Source organism: Streptomyces sp. NBC_01723, from assembly GCF_036246005.1.
GTDB lineage: Bacteria > Actinomycetota > Actinomycetes > Streptomycetales > Streptomycetaceae > Streptomyces.
Genome location: NZ_CP109171.1, coordinates 7156485 through 7172139 on the forward strand (window position 1 = coordinate 7156485; position 15655 = coordinate 7172139).

14 protein-coding genes and 2 pseudogenes are annotated in these 15655 nt (G+C 67.2%); 6 read left to right on the forward strand and 10 right to left on the reverse strand.

The genetic code is table 11. From position 1 onward, the window contains the following. Positions 1 to 4 precede the first annotated feature (4 nt). Both OIE75_RS33665 and OIE75_RS33670 read right to left on the reverse strand, forming a co-directional pair. Positions 5 to 772, reverse strand: coding sequence for a transposase (locus OIE75_RS33665; RefSeq protein ID WP_329473087.1), 768 nt, complete (start codon positions 770 to 772; stop codon positions 5 to 7). 43 nt (positions 773 to 815) lie between these two features. Then, positions 816 to 1907 (reverse strand): IS630 family transposase, encoded by a 1092-nt coding sequence (locus OIE75_RS33670; protein WP_329473033.1) that lies wholly within the window; start codon positions 1905 to 1907, stop codon positions 816 to 818. An 82-nt stretch (positions 1908 to 1989) separates the two neighbouring features. Here OIE75_RS33670 and OIE75_RS33675 point away from each other — a divergent pair. After that, positions 1990 to 2848, forward strand: a protein-coding gene (locus OIE75_RS33675) for an IS5 family transposase (protein WP_329474074.1) whose coding sequence is annotated in 2 segments (ribosomal slippage) — positions 1990 to 2355 and positions 2357 to 2848 — 858 coding nt in all. Because the reading frame shifts where the segments join, the coding sequence is not laid out codon by codon here. Positions 2849 to 3126: 278 nt separating this feature from the next. Here OIE75_RS33675 and OIE75_RS33680 read toward each other — a convergent pair. After that, positions 3127 to 3873 (reverse strand): alpha/beta fold hydrolase, encoded by a 747-nt coding sequence (locus OIE75_RS33680; RefSeq protein WP_329473201.1) that lies wholly within the window; start codon positions 3871 to 3873, stop codon positions 3127 to 3129. Positions 3874 to 3966: 93 nt separating this feature from the next. Here OIE75_RS33680 and OIE75_RS33685 point away from each other — a divergent pair, with 93 nt between their 5' ends. Further along, positions 3967 to 4509, forward strand: a complete 543-nt coding sequence (locus tag OIE75_RS33685; protein WP_329473202.1) for a TetR/AcrR family transcriptional regulator — start codon at positions 3967 to 3969, stop codon at positions 4507 to 4509. 490 nt (positions 4510 to 4999) lie between these two features. Here the strand turns inward: OIE75_RS33685 and OIE75_RS33690 are convergent, their stop codons facing one another. Next, positions 5000 to 5308, reverse strand: coding sequence for a hypothetical protein (locus OIE75_RS33690; RefSeq protein WP_329473203.1), 309 nt, complete (start codon positions 5306 to 5308; stop codon positions 5000 to 5002). Between the two features lie 7 nt (positions 5309 to 5315). Further along, positions 5316 to 5942: a CocE/NonD family hydrolase gene (locus OIE75_RS33695; RefSeq protein WP_329473204.1), complete on the reverse strand. Its 627-nt coding sequence runs from the start codon at positions 5940 to 5942 to the stop codon at positions 5316 to 5318. Between OIE75_RS33695 and OIE75_RS33700 the strand changes: the two genes are divergently transcribed. Then, positions 5941 to 7185 (forward strand): IS701 family transposase, encoded by a 1245-nt coding sequence (locus tag OIE75_RS33700; RefSeq protein WP_329473085.1) that lies wholly within the window; start codon positions 5941 to 5943, stop codon positions 7183 to 7185. The two genes, OIE75_RS33695 and OIE75_RS33700, sit on opposite strands and share 2 nt — an antisense overlap. 103 nt (positions 7186 to 7288) lie before the next feature. Here OIE75_RS33700 and OIE75_RS33705 read toward each other — a convergent pair. From OIE75_RS33705 to OIE75_RS33715, 3 genes and pseudogenes are all read right to left on the reverse strand, one after another. Further along, a pseudogene (locus tag OIE75_RS33705) lies at positions 7289 to 7483 on the reverse strand (transposase); the annotation flags it as partial. Further along, positions 7480 to 8586, reverse strand: a complete 1107-nt coding sequence (locus OIE75_RS33710; RefSeq protein WP_329473205.1) for an FAD-dependent monooxygenase — start codon at positions 8584 to 8586, stop codon at positions 7480 to 7482. The pseudogene OIE75_RS33705 and the gene OIE75_RS33710, both read right to left, overlap by 4 nt. Positions 8587 to 8807: 221 nt before the next feature. Continuing rightward, a complete protein-coding gene (locus tag OIE75_RS33715) occupies positions 8808 to 9740 on the reverse strand; it encodes an SDR family oxidoreductase (protein ID WP_329473207.1) in 933 nt (310 codons plus the stop codon). A gap of 212 nt (positions 9741 to 9952) precedes the next feature. Here OIE75_RS33715 and OIE75_RS41610 point away from each other — a divergent pair. After that, a pseudogene (locus OIE75_RS41610) lies at positions 9953 to 10303 on the forward strand (transcriptional regulator); the annotation flags it as partial. Between the two features lie 553 nt (positions 10304 to 10856). On the opposite strand, the gene OIE75_RS33725 reads toward OIE75_RS41610, so the two are convergent. Beyond that, positions 10857 to 11948: an IS630 family transposase gene (locus OIE75_RS33725; RefSeq protein WP_329473033.1), complete on the reverse strand. Its 1092-nt coding sequence runs from the start codon at positions 11946 to 11948 to the stop codon at positions 10857 to 10859. 46 nt (positions 11949 to 11994) lie between these two features. Next, positions 11995 to 12812, reverse strand: a protein-coding gene (locus tag OIE75_RS33730) for an IS5 family transposase (RefSeq protein WP_329473209.1) whose coding sequence is annotated in 2 segments (ribosomal slippage) — positions 11995 to 12470 and positions 12470 to 12812 — 819 coding nt in all. Because the reading frame shifts where the segments join, the coding sequence is not laid out codon by codon here. A gap of 103 nt (positions 12813 to 12915) precedes the next feature. Here OIE75_RS33730 and OIE75_RS41615 point away from each other — a divergent pair. Together OIE75_RS41615 and OIE75_RS33745 are read left to right on the forward strand one after the other, a co-directional pair. Further along, positions 12916 to 13988, forward strand: a protein-coding gene (locus OIE75_RS41615) for an IS630 family transposase (protein WP_443078410.1) whose coding sequence is annotated in 2 segments (ribosomal slippage) — positions 12916 to 13426 and positions 13426 to 13988 — 1074 coding nt in all. Because the reading frame shifts where the segments join, the coding sequence is not laid out codon by codon here. A gap of 91 nt (positions 13989 to 14079) precedes the next feature. Next, entirely contained in the window at positions 14080 to 15546 is a 1467-nt protein-coding gene (locus OIE75_RS33745; RefSeq protein WP_329473211.1) for a hypothetical protein, read from the forward strand. Positions 15547 to 15655: the final 109 nt, after the last annotated feature.

The window sequence follows — 15655 nt, forward strand, 5'->3', positions numbered from 1 at the left end:
GGCCCTATTCAGCAAGGTTGAGATTGTGCAGCCGGGCGATGCCGCGCACGGCGTGGTGGACACCGTCGCCCTTGAGCCTGCAGTCGCGGAGGATTTTCCAGGTCTTCATCCGGGCAAAGACGTGCTCCACTCGCGCACGGACCTGCTTGTGTGAGCGGTTGTGCTCCCGCTTCCAGCCGGGTAGTTCCTCGCCCTGGGTGCGGCGGTGAGGCATGATCAATCCGGTCCCTGGATAGCCGCCATCAGCTATCACGGTCGTCCGGCCGACCGCTGCCTTGGCCCCCGATTCCTCCCACGCCTTGCAGTCGTTCCGGTTGCCCGGCAGCGGCCGACCGACCACAACGACCAGGCGGGTGTCGGCATCGATTACCACTTGGTGATTGGTGGAGTACCGATAGTTCTTCGACTGCTCGGCCACCGCATGGTCTCGGGTGGGCACCAACGTCCCGTCCACGATCAGCACCGTGCCCCTCGCGAACCGGCGTCGGGGCGGCAAGGCCAGCAGAGGGCCGATGTGGTCGATGATCCGGTCGGTCGCCGACTTCGAAACCCCGAACAGCAGGGCCAGTTGGCGCATGGTCAAGGTGGTTCGCCAGTAGGCCGCGACCAGGAGAATACGGTCTTCAAGCGACAGGCCCCACGGACGACCCGTCCGTGGTTCGGCTGAGCTCTCGCGCTGCACCGCGGTCACCAACTTGCCGAAGGAGTGCGGGCTCAGCCCGGTGAACGGACGTATCCAAGACGGCTCTGACGCCGTGATCACACCAACCACACCAAGATCATCTCACCCGTGACCAGCAGTTACGGGACACTCCTTAGTGACCTGAGTCGGAGATTCGTCGGCAGTAGGCGGCGACTTTGTCGAGGATCTCGTCGGCTGTTTTCGTCCAGACGAAGGGCCTGGGGTGCTCGTTCCAGTCTGCGAGCCAGGACCGGATGTCACGTTCGAGTGCCTGGACGGAGCGGTGGACGCCGCGCTTGAGCTTCTTCTGCGTGAGTTCGGCGAACCACCGCTCGACCAAGTTCAGCCAGGACGCGCTGGTCGGCGTGAAGTGCAGGTGGAACCGGGGGTGAGCCAGCAGCCACTTCTTGATGTCGGGTGTCTTGTGGGTCGCGTAGTTGTCGAGGATCAGGTGGACCTGGAGGCCGGCCGGGACTTCCTTGTCGAGTTTGGTGAGGAACTTCTTGAACTCCGCGGCCCGGTGGCAGCGGTGAAGCGAGCCGATGACTTTGCCGGTGGCGACCTCGAGGGCGGCGAAGAGGGTGGTGGTGCCGGCGCGGACGTAGTCGTGGCTGCGGCGTTCGGGAACGCCGGGCACCATCGGCAGCACCGGCTGAGAGCGGTCGAGGGCCTGGACCTGCGACTTCTCGTCCACGCAGAGCACCAGGGGCTTCTCGGGCGGGTCGAGGTAGAGGCCGACGACGTCGCGGACCTTGTCGATGAACAGCGGGTCGGTGGACAGTTTGAACGTCTGCGAGCGGTGCGGCGCCAGAGCGAACGCTCGCCAGATCCGCGAGATCGTCGACTGCGACATGCCCGTGGCCGCCGCCATCGACCTCGTCGACCAGTGAGTGGCGTTCTTCGGCGTCTCCTCCAGCGTCTTGACGACGACACGCTCGACGTCCCCGTCGGTGATCTTCCGTGGGACACCGGGCCGCGGGTCGTCGCACAAGCCGTCCAGTCCGCGTTCGAGGAAGCGGCGTCGCCAGGTGCGGACCGTGTCCGGAGTGATCCGCAGACGCCGGGACACCTCCATGATCGAGTGCCCCTCGGCACACTCCAGCACGATCCGCGACCGCTGAGCCAGAGCCTGGGCCGTCGAACGACGACGCAGCCAGCCCTCCAGCACAGCCCGCTGGGCATCTGTCACCGACAACGGCGGAATCTTCGGACCCGGACGACTCATGCCCAACCAACGACAAATCTCCGACTCAGGTCACTAGGGTCCGTCTTCAAAGATCACTGAGGTGGTGGATCATGGTGGGGTGATACGCCGCCATGAACTCACGGATGCGGAATGGGAGTTACTTGCTCCACTGATACCGCGGGCCGCCACGGGACGTCCGCGTGTGTCGGACCGCCAGGTCATCAACGGGATGGTCTACAAGATCCGCACCGGTATCTCCTGGCGTGACCTGCCGGAACGCTACGGGCCGTGGAAGACGGTCTACACCCGGTTCCGCCGCTACGCCCTGGACGGCGTGTTCGCCCGAGCGCTTCAGCAGGTCCAAGCCGAAGCGGACGCGGCCGGCGACATCGACTGGTTGGTCCAGATCGACTCCACCATCGTCCGTGCCCACCAGCACGCTGCTGCCACCGGCCGAAAAGGGGAACCACCGGCAGGACGAACCGGACGATCACGCCCTCGGCCGATCCCGAGGCGGACTGACCACCAAAATTCACCTCGCTTGCGACGGCCGCGGCCGGCCCCTCGCCATCCTGCTGACACCCGGCCAACGGCACGACAGCATCTGCGCACGCCCGCTCCTCGAACGCATCCACGTCCCGCGAACCGGCGTCGGACGACCACGCTGCAGGCCCGACCAGGTCATCGCGGACAAGGCCTACAGCTCCCGCGGCTTCCGCGCCTACCTGCGCAAACGCGGCATCGCACACACCATCCCGGAGAAGACCGACCAGCGACGGCACCGTCACAACCGCGGACGTCACGGCGGCCGACCACCGGCATTCGACCGGCATCTCTACCGTCGCCGCAACGTCGTTGAGCGCTGCTTCAACCGTCTCAAGGGCTTCCGCGGCATCGCCACTCGATACGAGAAGACCGCCACTTCCTACGAAGCAGCGGTCAATCTCGCCTCATTCCTACTCTGGGCAAGATCCGTTTGAAGACGGACCCTAGTACTCCAGCCGTAGTTCGTGATCTCCGCGGTGCGAGGCGGCCGAGAAGACAGGTGGTCAGCGTCAATCGTCTGGACGAGACCGCCCACGCCATCGGGGGCGTCGGTTCCGTCTCCGCCGACGGATACCGCCGATGTCCGTGACAGCGACCCGACCGGCGATCTCCCGGGCAATGAACATCTCGCAAGCCAGCACCGTCACGGCCATGCTCTCACGTGCAAGTGGCCCTCATCACCCGCGAGGACGTCGCCCGCCGGTACCGGGTGTCATGCGGGCTGGGAGTCCCAGAATCCGTTGAGTACCTCCGCGCCTCGATCAGGATCCTGGAGCATCCAGTAGTGGGTTAGGTTGTCCAATTCCACTGCCTGCGCCCCGATTCGCGTGGACATGTCCAGGTCCATCGCGGGCTGCGCCATGGGATCGCCGGTCGGGATCAGGATGAGCCCCGGAACCTGAGCGGGGCGGTCGAAGTCCTTGCCCCAGTCGGTGTAGAAGTTGGGCCAGGCCGAGCGGTAAAGCGCCAGGATGGCCGTGCTCATCTCCTCGTCGTGGACGGTGTCGACTTCTGCGGCCAGTTCGGCGGTCATCCCTCGGGGGCGGAGGAAGTCCCCGAAGGTAGGGCTGCCGGGGGCCTGTGCGCGCAAGGACGCGAGCATCTCCTCGCCCTCCGGGGTCTTCTGGAAGAGGGTGGCCGCCTCGTGCCACTGATAGTCGGGGTGCCAGCCGTGTGCGACGTCGGACACCCAGCTGCGTACCGGAACGTCGTAGGCGGAGACGATCCGCATCACCAGGTGTGCACCCCAGTCGTGGCCCACGAGGTCGACAGGCTCACCGAAGGCGCGCAGTTCGTTCGTCAGCCAGTCGGCGTACGCCTCCTTGCCGTCCAGGTGAGCCGGACGAGGGCTGCCGAATCCGGGCAGCCGCAGGGCCGTGGTGGGGCGGTCGATCCGGCCTCGGAGGTCGTTCCAGACAGAGGGCGTCTCCGGTACTCCATGGATGAACACAACGGTCATGACCGCTCCCGGCAAAGTGAAGTGGATTGCTTATCGACTTAACCGTAACACCAACCTGATAGGTTATCCATATAGGTATGTGAAGGAGGGTTCATGAGGTCGGATGCCGTACGCAACAGGCAGAGGATCTTCGATGAGGCCCGCAGGGCCGTCATCGGCGGGGAGATAGTGCTCACCCTCAACGAGCTTGCGCGCAGGGCGGGCGTGGGGGTCGGGACGGTCTACCGGGTCTTCCCTACGCAGCGGGCCATGCTGGAGTCCGTCCTGGAGGAGGCGGTCCGAGAGCTTGTCGACGCGGCGGCCGCGGCATGCGGACACCCCGATCCTGCCAAGGCGCTCATTGACTTCCTCCGCACGGCGCTCCTGACGGCCCTGGCGCAGCCGGGCCTCACCGACATCCTGATCACCGGGTCCGACGAGACGGACTCTCTGCACCGGGCCAAGGGAGAGCTGGTCGAAGTCACCTCCCACCTGCTCGCACGCATCCGCCCCGCCTCTGCCCTCACTGGCGAAAACCTGCTCAAGCTCCTGTGTGGCTTGATTCACGCCGTCAGTGAGCACCCGGCGGAGCGGCAGGGGGAGGCGATCGACAACTACCTCGACATCCTCCGGGTCGGCATCGCGCCCACCCCCTGACGGCTGGGGCTCTGGGCACGGGCTGGGCTCGGACGTCAGGCAGCACTCCTTGGCGTGGAAACGAAGGCGCTTCGGAGCACGGCGGGCTTTCCGGGGTGTCCGCCGGTCGTCAGTCACGGTTTGGCGCACGGACCGTTGTCCGCGCGCCCGAGCGGAGAAGATGGCGACGTTCGTGAACGTTGGCGGACGCGACCGCAGGGTGTGAGATCCCGCTGCGTTGTCGCGTCCGTCCGGAACCATGTCGCGGTCAGGCGTCTTCGCCGGTGGTTTCGATCAGCTCGGTGGCCGGCCCGTGGGGCAGATCATCCAGGTACACGAAGCGTGTCTGCCCTGCGACGGTTGCCTCGAGGCGGAAGGCTGAGGGGCACGGGGCTCCTCGCTTCGGTGAACTGAGCTTCCGATCTGTCGTTCGCGCTGGTCGGTGGGCTGTCAGTGGCGGTGCTCCGCCCCGTGGGCTAACGCGCCGAGGATGTCTAGCGTGTGGCGTTCCTCAGCTCCGCGCACGGGCCGGGGGCACCGTGAACGTGGCCGGACCGGACTTCAGCTGCGCCGCGTTGATCTGCATGAAGGTGTCGAGCCACGGCGCCTGGTCGCCACCAGCCGCAATGTCTTCAGCCGGGTTGTTCAAGGGCAGCTGGAGACGGGCGTTGCTGATCCGGATCTCTTGCTTGGAGGGGGTGTCGAGCCAGTCGCCGGTCCGCACCGAGCCGATCTCCACGGCGAGGCGGTGGCCGGCCCGCAGAGTCCAGTCGGTCGGCTTCAGGCCGATGTCCAGCCGGTCCCGGTCCAGCCGGGACACTCGCTCATCAAAATGCGACAGCGTTGCCGTCCTCGTCCACGTCATACAGCTTGACCATGACGTTCCCCTCACCTTTGGCCGTCATGGTGATTCGGGGTGCGCCGGTGACCCGGGTGGCCGCCTCGAGAGGCCCTGACCAGACGAGGAAGCTTCCAGCGTCACGACCGGATTCTCCTCCTGGAGACGTCGGCTGCGAACCTGCTCCGCTGTCCACGTACGAGCCGTTGGCAAGACGGAGGTTCGCGGAGCGGTTCGCTGTGGGCCAGGACTTCTCCGCGCGCCAGTTGCCCAGGTTGTCCTGGACGGCATAGTTCGGGTACTGGGTCTTCGGGTCGATGCCCTTGAGGTGTTCGTCGAAGAAGGACAAGGTCTCCTTGAAGCACGTCGCGCGGCCCATGGCGAACTTCCCGTCCTGTGTGCGCTCATTGCCGCGTACATGGTCCCAGGGGCCGATCCAGGCCCGCTGAGGGCCGCGGTGGTTGGCGAGGAACTCCTCCATCCCCACGGGCAGGGTGTTGGTCTCGGCGGTGCCTTGGGTGAAGAGAAGCGGGGTAGCGGTGTCCTTCGCCTTAGTACTCCAGCAGCGGTTCGTGTCCTGAGCTGCTGATTGTCGTTGTCCCGGTATGGAGGGCATGACTGAAGGCGGTTGCTGGGCTGACGAGTTGGAGTCGGTGTTCGCCCGGGTGGCGGGCCGGTTCGCTCCGGCGGATCTGCGGTGGCGGATGCGGGACTACGTCCGCGGTCTGCTGGGCCAAGCGGCACGGAAGAACGGCTGGCAGCTCGCGGAATGGGCAGGCCACCGCACGCCGGACGGCTTCCAGCGGCTGTTGAACAGCAGCGTCTGGGACGCGGACGCCCTGCGCGACGACGTCCGTGCCTACGTCGGTGAGTCCCTTGGCCTCAATGGAGTGTTGATCATTGACGACACCGGGTTCATCAAGAAGGGCACCACCTCGGCCGGGGTGGGCCGACAGTACACCGGCACCTCGGGAAAGATCGACAACTGCCAGATCGGGGTGTTCGCCGCCTATGCCACCCACTCGGGCCGGGCCCTGGTGGACCGGGAGCTCTACCTGCCCAAGGCATGGACGTCCGACCGCGACCGCTGCCGGGCGGCGAAGATCCCCGACAAACGCGGCTTCGCGACCAAGGGAGAACTGGCCCGGAACATCGTCCGCCGCTGCCTGGCCACCGGCCTGCCCGCCAAGTGGGTCACCGCGGACGAGGCCTACGGGCAGGACTGGCACTTCCGCCGCCTGCTCGAGCAACTTGACATCGGCTACGTGGTGGCGGTGCCCAAGTCACAGCAGATCAAGTCCCTGGCCGGCATTTGGCGCATCGACCAGCTCATCGAGGACGCCCCTGCCGATGCCTGGCAGAGACTCTCCTGCGGCGACGGCGCCAAGGGCCCGCGCGTCTACGACCGGGCCGCAGCCAAGCTGCCCGCCAACATCATCTTCGACCCCGACCCGCCGCCCCATCACCGCTGGGTCATGGCTCGCCGCAGCCTGTCCGACCCCGGCGAACTCGCCTACTACCTCGCCTACGCCCCCGTTGGTGTCGAGATCGCCGAGCTGGCCCGCATCGCCGGCTCCCGCTGGGCGATCGAGGAGTGCTTCCAGGCCGCGAAGAACGAATGCGGCCTCGACCAATACGAGGTCCGCCGCTATCCCGGCTGGTATCGGCACATCACCCTGGCCATGCTCGCCCACGCGGTCCTGACCGCACTCGCCGCCCAGGCCCGCGGCGAGGCCGCAAAGGGGGCTGCAGAAACGGATCAGCCCTCGTCCCGCTCACCGTGGCAGAGATCCGGCGGCTCCTGGACACTCTCCTGCCCCACCCACGAAGCGACCACGACCCCGTCGCCCACGCACTGAAGTGGTCGGCCTGGAGAAGACGCCGCCAGGCCGTCGCCCACCACTGCCACTACCGAAAACGCAGTTCAGGACACGAACCGCTGCTGGAGTATTAGACCGTGTCCTACGTGGTGAGACGGAGGAGTCGCTTGTAGCAGCACAGGGTGGCGGCGAGGCCGAGAAAGGCCAGGTAGTTGCGGGGATCGCGTTCGTAACGGGGGCTGAGCCGGCGGTAGCCGGACAGCCACGACATGGTGCGCTCGATCACCCAGCGTCGCCGCCCTAATCGCTCGCTGGACTCGATGCCTTGGCCGGCTACGGGAGGGCGTGCAGGGGGGCGTGGTTGGCCTTGAAGAGGCGCTCCCCGGCCCGGCGGGCCGTGAAGTTGCGCAGTGGGGTGGGCAGGTTGCGGGCCTTGTCACGGCGGTGGTTCTGGCTCACCACCCAGGCGACCCGGCTGGCTCGCCGGGCCTGGAAGGCCGCGAGGGCCGTGGGGACATCAGGTCCGGTCGCGAGAGTATCAGCGAGCACCAGGGCATCTTCGAGGGCCATCGCGCCGCCCTGAGCCATGCTCGGGGAGAAGGCGTGGGCGGCATCACCTACAAGGACAGCGCCGGGACGCGTCCAGACCGTGTTCTCGCTCTCGTGCAGCGCGGCGAAGTGCGCGTTGGCGCCCTGGTCCAGCAAGCGCGGGACGGGACCGCCGAAGTCGGCGAAGAGGGCGCGCCAGTCGCCGGCCGGAGCGGTGGGGACGGGGCTGTTGATGTCGGCGTAGCAGTAGACTCGGCCACCATTGAGCCGCACGGTCAGGAACGTGCGGCCCTTGCCGCCCAGGCGCGCGGTCCACTCGGTGATGCCCGGTGTCGCGGCGGTGTCGTCGGCGATGAACCGCCAGCACAACTGGCCCAGGAAACGCGGTTCGGGACCGCCGAAAAGAGAGCGCCGCACGGCGGAGTTGATGCCGTCCGCACCCACCACCAAGTCGTACGTGCCGCTTGCGCCGCCCGCGAAAGTCACGGTCCCGTCGTCGGACACGGACCTCACCTCGGTGTCGTGACGGACGACGGTGCCGTCGACGGCCGTACGCAACACCTCGTGCAGATCGCCCCGGGTGATCGCCAGGCAGCGGCCGACCTCGCCCCAGATCCGGCTGACCTCGAACTCGGCCAGCGTGCGCCCGCGCTGGTCCTGGAGCCGCTGCCACCTCACGGGTTCCGCGCGCTTGGCCACCTGGTCCCCCACGCCGATGCCCTGGAGTGCACGGACGGCGTTCGCCGGAAGGTAGAGACCGGTGCCGAGGGCCTGTCCTTCGGCGGCGCGGCGCTCAACGACCTCCACCCGTAGTCCGCGATCCAGAAGAGCTTTAGCCAGCGCCAGACCAGATATTCCGGCCCCGACGATCAAAGTATGAGATTTGTTCACGAAGGTTCCCTTGCCAACAACGGACAACCTGACGACGCCAATGGATCAGCCTGAGCTGGGCGGACGCATGGCGCTGGATGTTATCGCGCGATCCTTCCTTTCGGCGGTTGGGCATGGACCAGCTTGCCAATTATCCGGCCGGTCATCGGTGGGCGGCGGCGCGGAGGACAAACGTGGTAGGCCCGTGTGAACAGACCGTCGACTGCGGTGGTGATGGGACGTCAGGCGGGGAATTGCGCTCCGATCAGGTGCTCGGATGCCTCCCAGACCTTGTGGGCCTCGTACATGTTGCGCAGCGGAGGCCACAGTGCCTGCTCGGCGGGGGCGCCGCCGACGTCGGCTCGGTTGGGGCCGTAGAACTGGCCGCCCCGCGCTTCTAGGCTGGTGGCGGCCAGTAGCGCGGGGAGGGCGGCGGTGGCGGGGGTGCCGAGGACGCCGACGCGGGAGAGTGCGCGGATCATCCGGACGGCGGCGGTGTCCTTCTGTCGTCCCATGCCGGGCTGGGCGGAGAGGAGGTTGGTGGGGGAGAGGCCGGGGTGGGAGAGGTTGCTGGTAATGCCCCAGCCGGCCGCGGTGCTGCGGACGTTGAGTTCTCGGGAGAACAGGCCGACGGCGATCTTGGACTGGCGGTAGGCCTTCGTGACCTCGTAGTCGCGATCCCAGTTGAGGTCGTCCCAGTTGATCGCGCCGCTGCGGGCGGCGATGCTGGTCTGGTGGGTGACTCGGGCCTTGCCCTTGATGAGCAGGGGCAGGAGGCCCAGAGTGAGGGCGAAGTGGCCGAGATGGTTGGTGCCGAACTGCAGCTCGAACCCGTCCTGGGTGGTCAGGCGACTCGGGGGTTGCATCACGCCGGCGTTGTTGATGAGCAGGTTAATCGGGCGGTCCTCGTCCACGAGCTGCTTGGTGAGGGCGGTCACGGAGTCGAGCGAGGCCAGGTCCACGGCCCGGGTGGTGACTCTTGCGTCCGGGACGAGGTTACGGATGCGGTCGGCGGCCTGCTCGCCCTTGGTGGGGTTGCGGACTGGCATGATCACCTCCGCGCCTGCCTGGGCCAGGCGGGAGGTGATGATGAACCCGAGCCCGTCGCTCGCCCCGGTGACGAGGGCGAGCTTCCCGGACAGGTCGGGGATGGTGATGTCGATGTTCCGAGCCATCAGTGGTCTCTTTCGTTCAGCGACGCGTCAGCCGCGGTCGGCGTGTGCGTTCATGCTGGGACGTCGTCGGACACGGATCCAGGACTCACCAGTCCACGGCTCGCCGATCCACCCCTCTGCGCGGTCGAGGAGGGGCCGATCGACGGGCCGTGGCTGCGCAGGCGCGTGGGCGGTAGGAACGAGTCAGTAATGGGGAGGAAGGCAAGGAACCCATGGTGATCGATCGGACTGACCTCGCAGAGTTCCTCCGCCGCCGCCGGGAGTCGCTGCAACCGAAGGACATCGGTCTTCCGCGTGGGCAGCGCCGGAGGCGGGCTGCGGCAAGAGGGGGCGGCAGCAGGAGGAGGCGGCGGCGCTCTGCCACATGTCGACTGACTACCACCCGCTCCTGGAACGGGAGCGCGGCCCCCGGCCGTAGGAGCGGATGATCACCTCGATCGGGCAGGAGCTCCACCTTTCGCTCGACGAGCGCGACCACCTGTTCCGGTTGGCCGGGCACAATCCGCCCCGGCGTGGCGGAGGCGGTGAGCACATCAACCCCCGGCCTGCTGCGGATCCTCGACGCTGGTCCCGTGGTCCGTCGGCGCCGGGGAACCGTCAACCACATGCGCCAGCACGACTATTACCTGATGAACGCCGGCCGGCAGGTCGTGCACAACATCGTCAGCACGGCACCCGAATTCATTTACTACGTCGACAGGGTTGCCCTGGTCATCGCTCTCGCCGACGGGCTGGGGGCAGCGACTTGAAGGCCCGGCAGTATCTGCAGCGAGAGTACGCCGGGACGGCGCGTGGCACACGAATCGGCTCCGTCAACGCACGGGCGCGGGAGCGACTCGACAGATTGCGAGCTCAGGAAGTGACTAACAGAGTGGGGGCTGGGGAACCGTGAGGGGCACCGAGGCGTCGCTGGAGTCCAGGATCGCCGTTGTTTCGGGTGAGACAGTCGAGAATGTCCGGGACGTCTTCAACACGTACGGTCTTCCGCTGGTGAACACTCCGGCCCGGCCGCGGGGGCTTCGACTGCATCGGCTGCGGGTGTCCGGCGTGCGTATAGGAAGCTTTGATCCCGGTTCTTTTGGCACAACCTTGCGCTTCTCCTCGGGGCTCACTGCTCTAGTGACCTGAGTCGGAGATTCGTCGGCAGTAGGCGGCGACTTTGTCGAGGATCTCGTCGGCTGTTTTCGTCCAGACGAAGGGCCTGGGGTGCTCGTTCCAGTCTGCGAGCCAGGACCGGATGTCACGTTCGAGTGCCTGGACGGAGCGGTGGACGCCGCGCTTGAGCTTCTTCTGCGTGAGTTCGGCGAACCACCGCTCGACCAAGTTCAGCCAGGACGCGCTGGTCGGCGTGAAGTGCAGGTGGAACCGGGGGTGAGCCAGCAGCCACTTCTTGATGTCGGGTGTCTTGTGGGTCGCGTAGTTGTCGAGGATCAGGTGGACCTGGAGGCCGGCCGGGACTTCCTTGTCGAGTTTGGTGAGGAACTTCTTGAACTCCGCGGCCCGGTGGCAGCGGTGAAGCGAGCCGATGACTTTGCCGGTGGCGACCTCGAGGGCGGCGAAGAGGGTGGTGGTGCCGGCGCGGACGTAGTCGTGGCTGCGGCGTTCGGGAACGCCGGGCACCATCGGCAGCACCGGCTGAGAGCGGTCGAGGGCCTGGACCTGCGACTTCTCGTCCACGCAGAGCACCAGGGGCTTCTCGGGCGGGTCGAGGTAGAGGCCGACGACGTCGCGGACCTTGTCGATGAACAGCGGGTCGGTGGACAGTTTGAACGTCTGCGAGCGGTGCGGCGCCAGAGCGAACGCTCGCCAGATCCGCGAGATCGTCGACTGCGACATGCCCGTGGCCGCCGCCATCGACCTCGTCGACCAGTGAGTGGCGTTCTTCGGCGTCTCCTCCAGCGTCTTGACGACGACACGCTCGACGTCCCCGTCGGTGATCTTCCGTGGGACACCGGGCCGCGGGTCGTCGCACAAGCCGTCCAGTCCGCGTTCGAGGAAGCGGCGTCGCCAGGTGCGGACCGTGTCCGGAGTGATCCGCAGACGCCGGGACACCTCCATGATCGAGTGCCCCTCGGCACACTCCAGCACGATCCGCGACCGCTGAGCCAGAGCCTGGGCCGTCGAACGACGACGCAGCCAGCCCTCCAGCACAGCCCGCTGGGCATCTGTCACCGACAACGGCGGAATCTTCGGACCCGGACGACTCATGCCCAACCAACGACGAATCTCCGACTCAGGTCACTAAGACCGTGTCCTACGTGGTGAGGCGGATGAGTCGTTTGTAGCAGCAGAGGGCGGCGGCTAGGCCGAGAAATGCCAGGTAGTTGCGGGGGTCGCGCTCGTACCGCGGGCTGAGTCTGCGGTAGCCGGACAGCCACGACATGGTGCGCTCGATGACCCAGCGTCGGCGTCCTAATCGTTCGCTGGACTCGATGCCCTTGCGGGCGATGCGGACGCCAATGCGCTTGCCGCGTAACCATTTCCGCAGGTGGGGGATGTCGTACGCCTTGTCGGCGTGCAGGCGCTGGGGCTTGAAGTGGCGGTCGCGATGGGGGTCGTGTCTCGTTTGGTGACCCTCCACCATCGGCTTCAGTCCTTCGCTGTCGTGGGTGTTGCCGGCGGAGACACCGACAACGAGGGGCAGGCCGTTCGCGTCCGACAGGATGTGCATCTTGGAACCCGGCTTGCCCCGGTCCACGGGGCTCGGACCTGTGTGTTCGCCCCCTTTTTGGCCCGGACGTGGGCGGTGTCGAGTACGACGCGGGTGACGTCGATCAGGCCGGCGTCGTCGAGCCGGTGCAGCACGGCCTCGTGCAGACGGCCCCAGACACCGGCTCTGGACCAGATCAGGAACCGGCGGTGCGCAGTCGACTTCGATATCCCGAAGCACGGCGGCAGAGCCCGCCAGGCGCAACCGCTGACCAGCACGTAGATGATCGCCGCGAACAGCGTCTCATCAGGTGTGTCCTGCGTTCCGCCACCCTGCGGTCGCACCTTCGACGGCGGGATCAGCGGCTCGGCGATCTCCCACAGCCCGTCCGGAACAATCCAACTCCACGTACCCCGCCCCATAGACAGCCCAACGAGCGATCACCACGTAGGACACGGTCTTACTGAGGATTTCGGGTTGTCGTCGGGTAGTGACGGCTGATGGCCCCTGCGGTATGCCGTTGGTGTGAGGTATCCGGAGGGTGGGGGCTTGACCGCTGAGCGGCGGGCCTTTCGTGAGGGGATCCGGCTTCAGGCCGGCGAGAGGTTCGCGGCGGGCGAGAAGACGGCGGCGATCGCGAAGGATCTGCGGGTGAGTGTGCGGTCGGTGGAGCGCTGGCGTCGTGCCTGGCGCGAGGGCGGCATGGAGGCCCTGCGCTCGGCGGGTCCGGCGAACTCCCCGACCGTCACAGACGCCCAGTTCGCCGTGCTCGAGGAAGAACTCGGCAAGGGGCCGGCCGTACACGGCTTCGAAGACGAACGCTGGACCCTGACACGGGTGCAGACGGTGATCCGCCGGCGTCTGCGGGTGAGCCTGTCGGTGGCGACGGTGTGGCGGCTGCTGAAACGGCACGGTTGGTCCTGGCAGGCACCCGCCCGCAGAGCACTCGAGCGCGACGAGCATGCGGTGGAGCTGTGGAAGAGGGAGGTGTGGCCGCAGGTAAAAGACTCGCGGCGGCGTCCGGTGCCTGGATCGTCTTCGAGGACGAGGCCGGCTTCTCGATGACCCCGCCCCGTGCCCACACCTGGGGCCGACGCGGACACACCCCCGTCATCCGCGTCCGCGGCAGGTCCCGCCGCCGGACTTCCATCGCCGCACTGTGCTGCTACAAACCCGGCGAGAAGAGCCGCCTCATCCACCGGCCCCGCGCTCACCTCCGCCTCAAGGGCGCACGCAAAAGCCTCTCCTGGCAGGACTACCGCGACCTCCTGGTCCGCGCACACCTCCAGCTCGACGGCCCGATCGTGGTGGTCTGGGACAACCTCAACACCCACCTGGCCACCGGGCTGAAGCAGTACGAGGCCGACCACGACTGGCTCACCACCGTCCGCCTCCCGCCCTACGCACCCGACCTCAATCCCGTCGAGGCCGTCTGGTCGCTGGTACGCAGGGCGATGGCCAACACCGCCTTCGACACATCCGCCGACCTCGACCGCACCCTTCGCCGCGAGTTACGCAGGATCCAGCTCCGACCCCACCTGGTCGACGGCTGCCTGACCGCCACAGGTCTGGCCATCACCCCACCGACCCCGCCCTGAAAACCTCAGTAGGGCAGGCGGGTGTTGAACCGTCGGGCGGTGTGCTGCGTTGAGGGGGTGTGTTGTCGGCGGTTTGCGTATGGAGGATGTCATGGATCAGCAGGCTCCCCTTCAAGGGCACGCTCTGGGGATGGCCCGGCTGTACGGCCTGAGCGGCGAGCCGGAACACCCCGCCCAGGTCCCCCTCGGCCACCTCCCCACGCAGAGCAGGAAGGACGCGCCCGCGTGGGAGAACGCGGCCCGGAAGCGGATACATGATCTCCTCCGCCCTGCGAAGGTGGCCAGTGAAGCGGAGAGGATGGTGCTGGCGGATGCGCAGATTCCCCTGAAGCCACGGCCGCAGGGAGCGGGTTACTACATCGACCCGGCGGTAGCGCGGCACAGTGAGGACACCAGGGCGGCTGCGCATGTCAGCAAAGCCACGGGGATCGCACGGCTGTACGGTCTGACCCGCGAGCCGGAATACCCCGCCCAGGTCCCCCTCGGCCACCTCCCCACGCGGATCAGGAACGACGCGCCCGCGTGGGAGAAAGCGGCCCGGAAGCGGATGCATGATCTCCTCGACCCTGAGAGGGTGGCCAGTGAAGCGGAGATGAAGGTGCTGGCGGATGCGCAGATTCCCCTGAAGCCACGGCCGCAGGGAGCGGGTTACAACATCGACCCGGCGGTAGCGCGGCACAGTGAGGACACCAGGGCGGCTGCGCATGTCAGCAACGCCACGGGGATCGCACGGCTGTACGGCCTGAGCGGCGAGCCGGAATACCCCGCCCAGGTCCCCCCCGGCCACCTCCCCACGACAGCCAGGAAGGACGCGCCCGCGTGGGAGAAAGCAGCCCGGAAGCGGATGTATAACCTCCTCGACCCTGCGAGGGTGGTCAGTGAAGCGGAGGGGAAGGTGCTGGCGGATGCGCAGATCCCTCTGAAGCCACGGCCGCAGGGAGCGGGTTACTACATCGACCCGGCGGTAGCGCGGCACAGTGAGGACACCAGGGCGGCTGCGCATGTCAGCAAAGCCACGGGGATCGCACGGCTGTACGGCCTGACCCGCGAGCCGGAGTACCCCGCCCTGGTCCCCCTCGGCCACCTCCCCACGACAGCCAGGAAGGACGCGCTCGCGTGGGAGAAAGCAGCCCGGCAACGGATGCATGATCTCCTCAAACCTGCGAATGTGGTCAGTGAAGCGGAGGGGAAGGTGCTGGCGGATGCGCAGATCCCCCTGAAGCCACGGCCGCAGGGGGCGGGTTACTACATCGACCCGGCGGTACCGCGGGAGCGGGACTTCTTGTCCGGTGTGGTTGTCGGCGGTGTGCAGCCCGGGCTGGGGCTGCCCGGTGCGGGGGCTGCACAGTCTTGGAGCGGGGCCGCTGTGCCGCTGCCGGGAGTTCTGCCTGCCTCGGACGAGGCGCAGAACCCAGTGGGGAGATATCTGGTGTCCGCGGCCGGTTCCGGTCAGTTCTCCAGTCCCCAGGCCGGTCACCAGCCGGGCCCCTCCCAAGCGGCACCGCCGGCTTTCGGGTACCCGACGGCCTCTCAACCGGCCAAGAGACAGAGGCGCTGAGCCTGCCCCGCCTCCAGAACACAGACAACCACCCCTCCCTTGTCCGCGACGCCTGAACTGTAAGCCGGTTCCGGACCTGGGTACCTGAAAGAGCGTTTTGTCCTGGCAG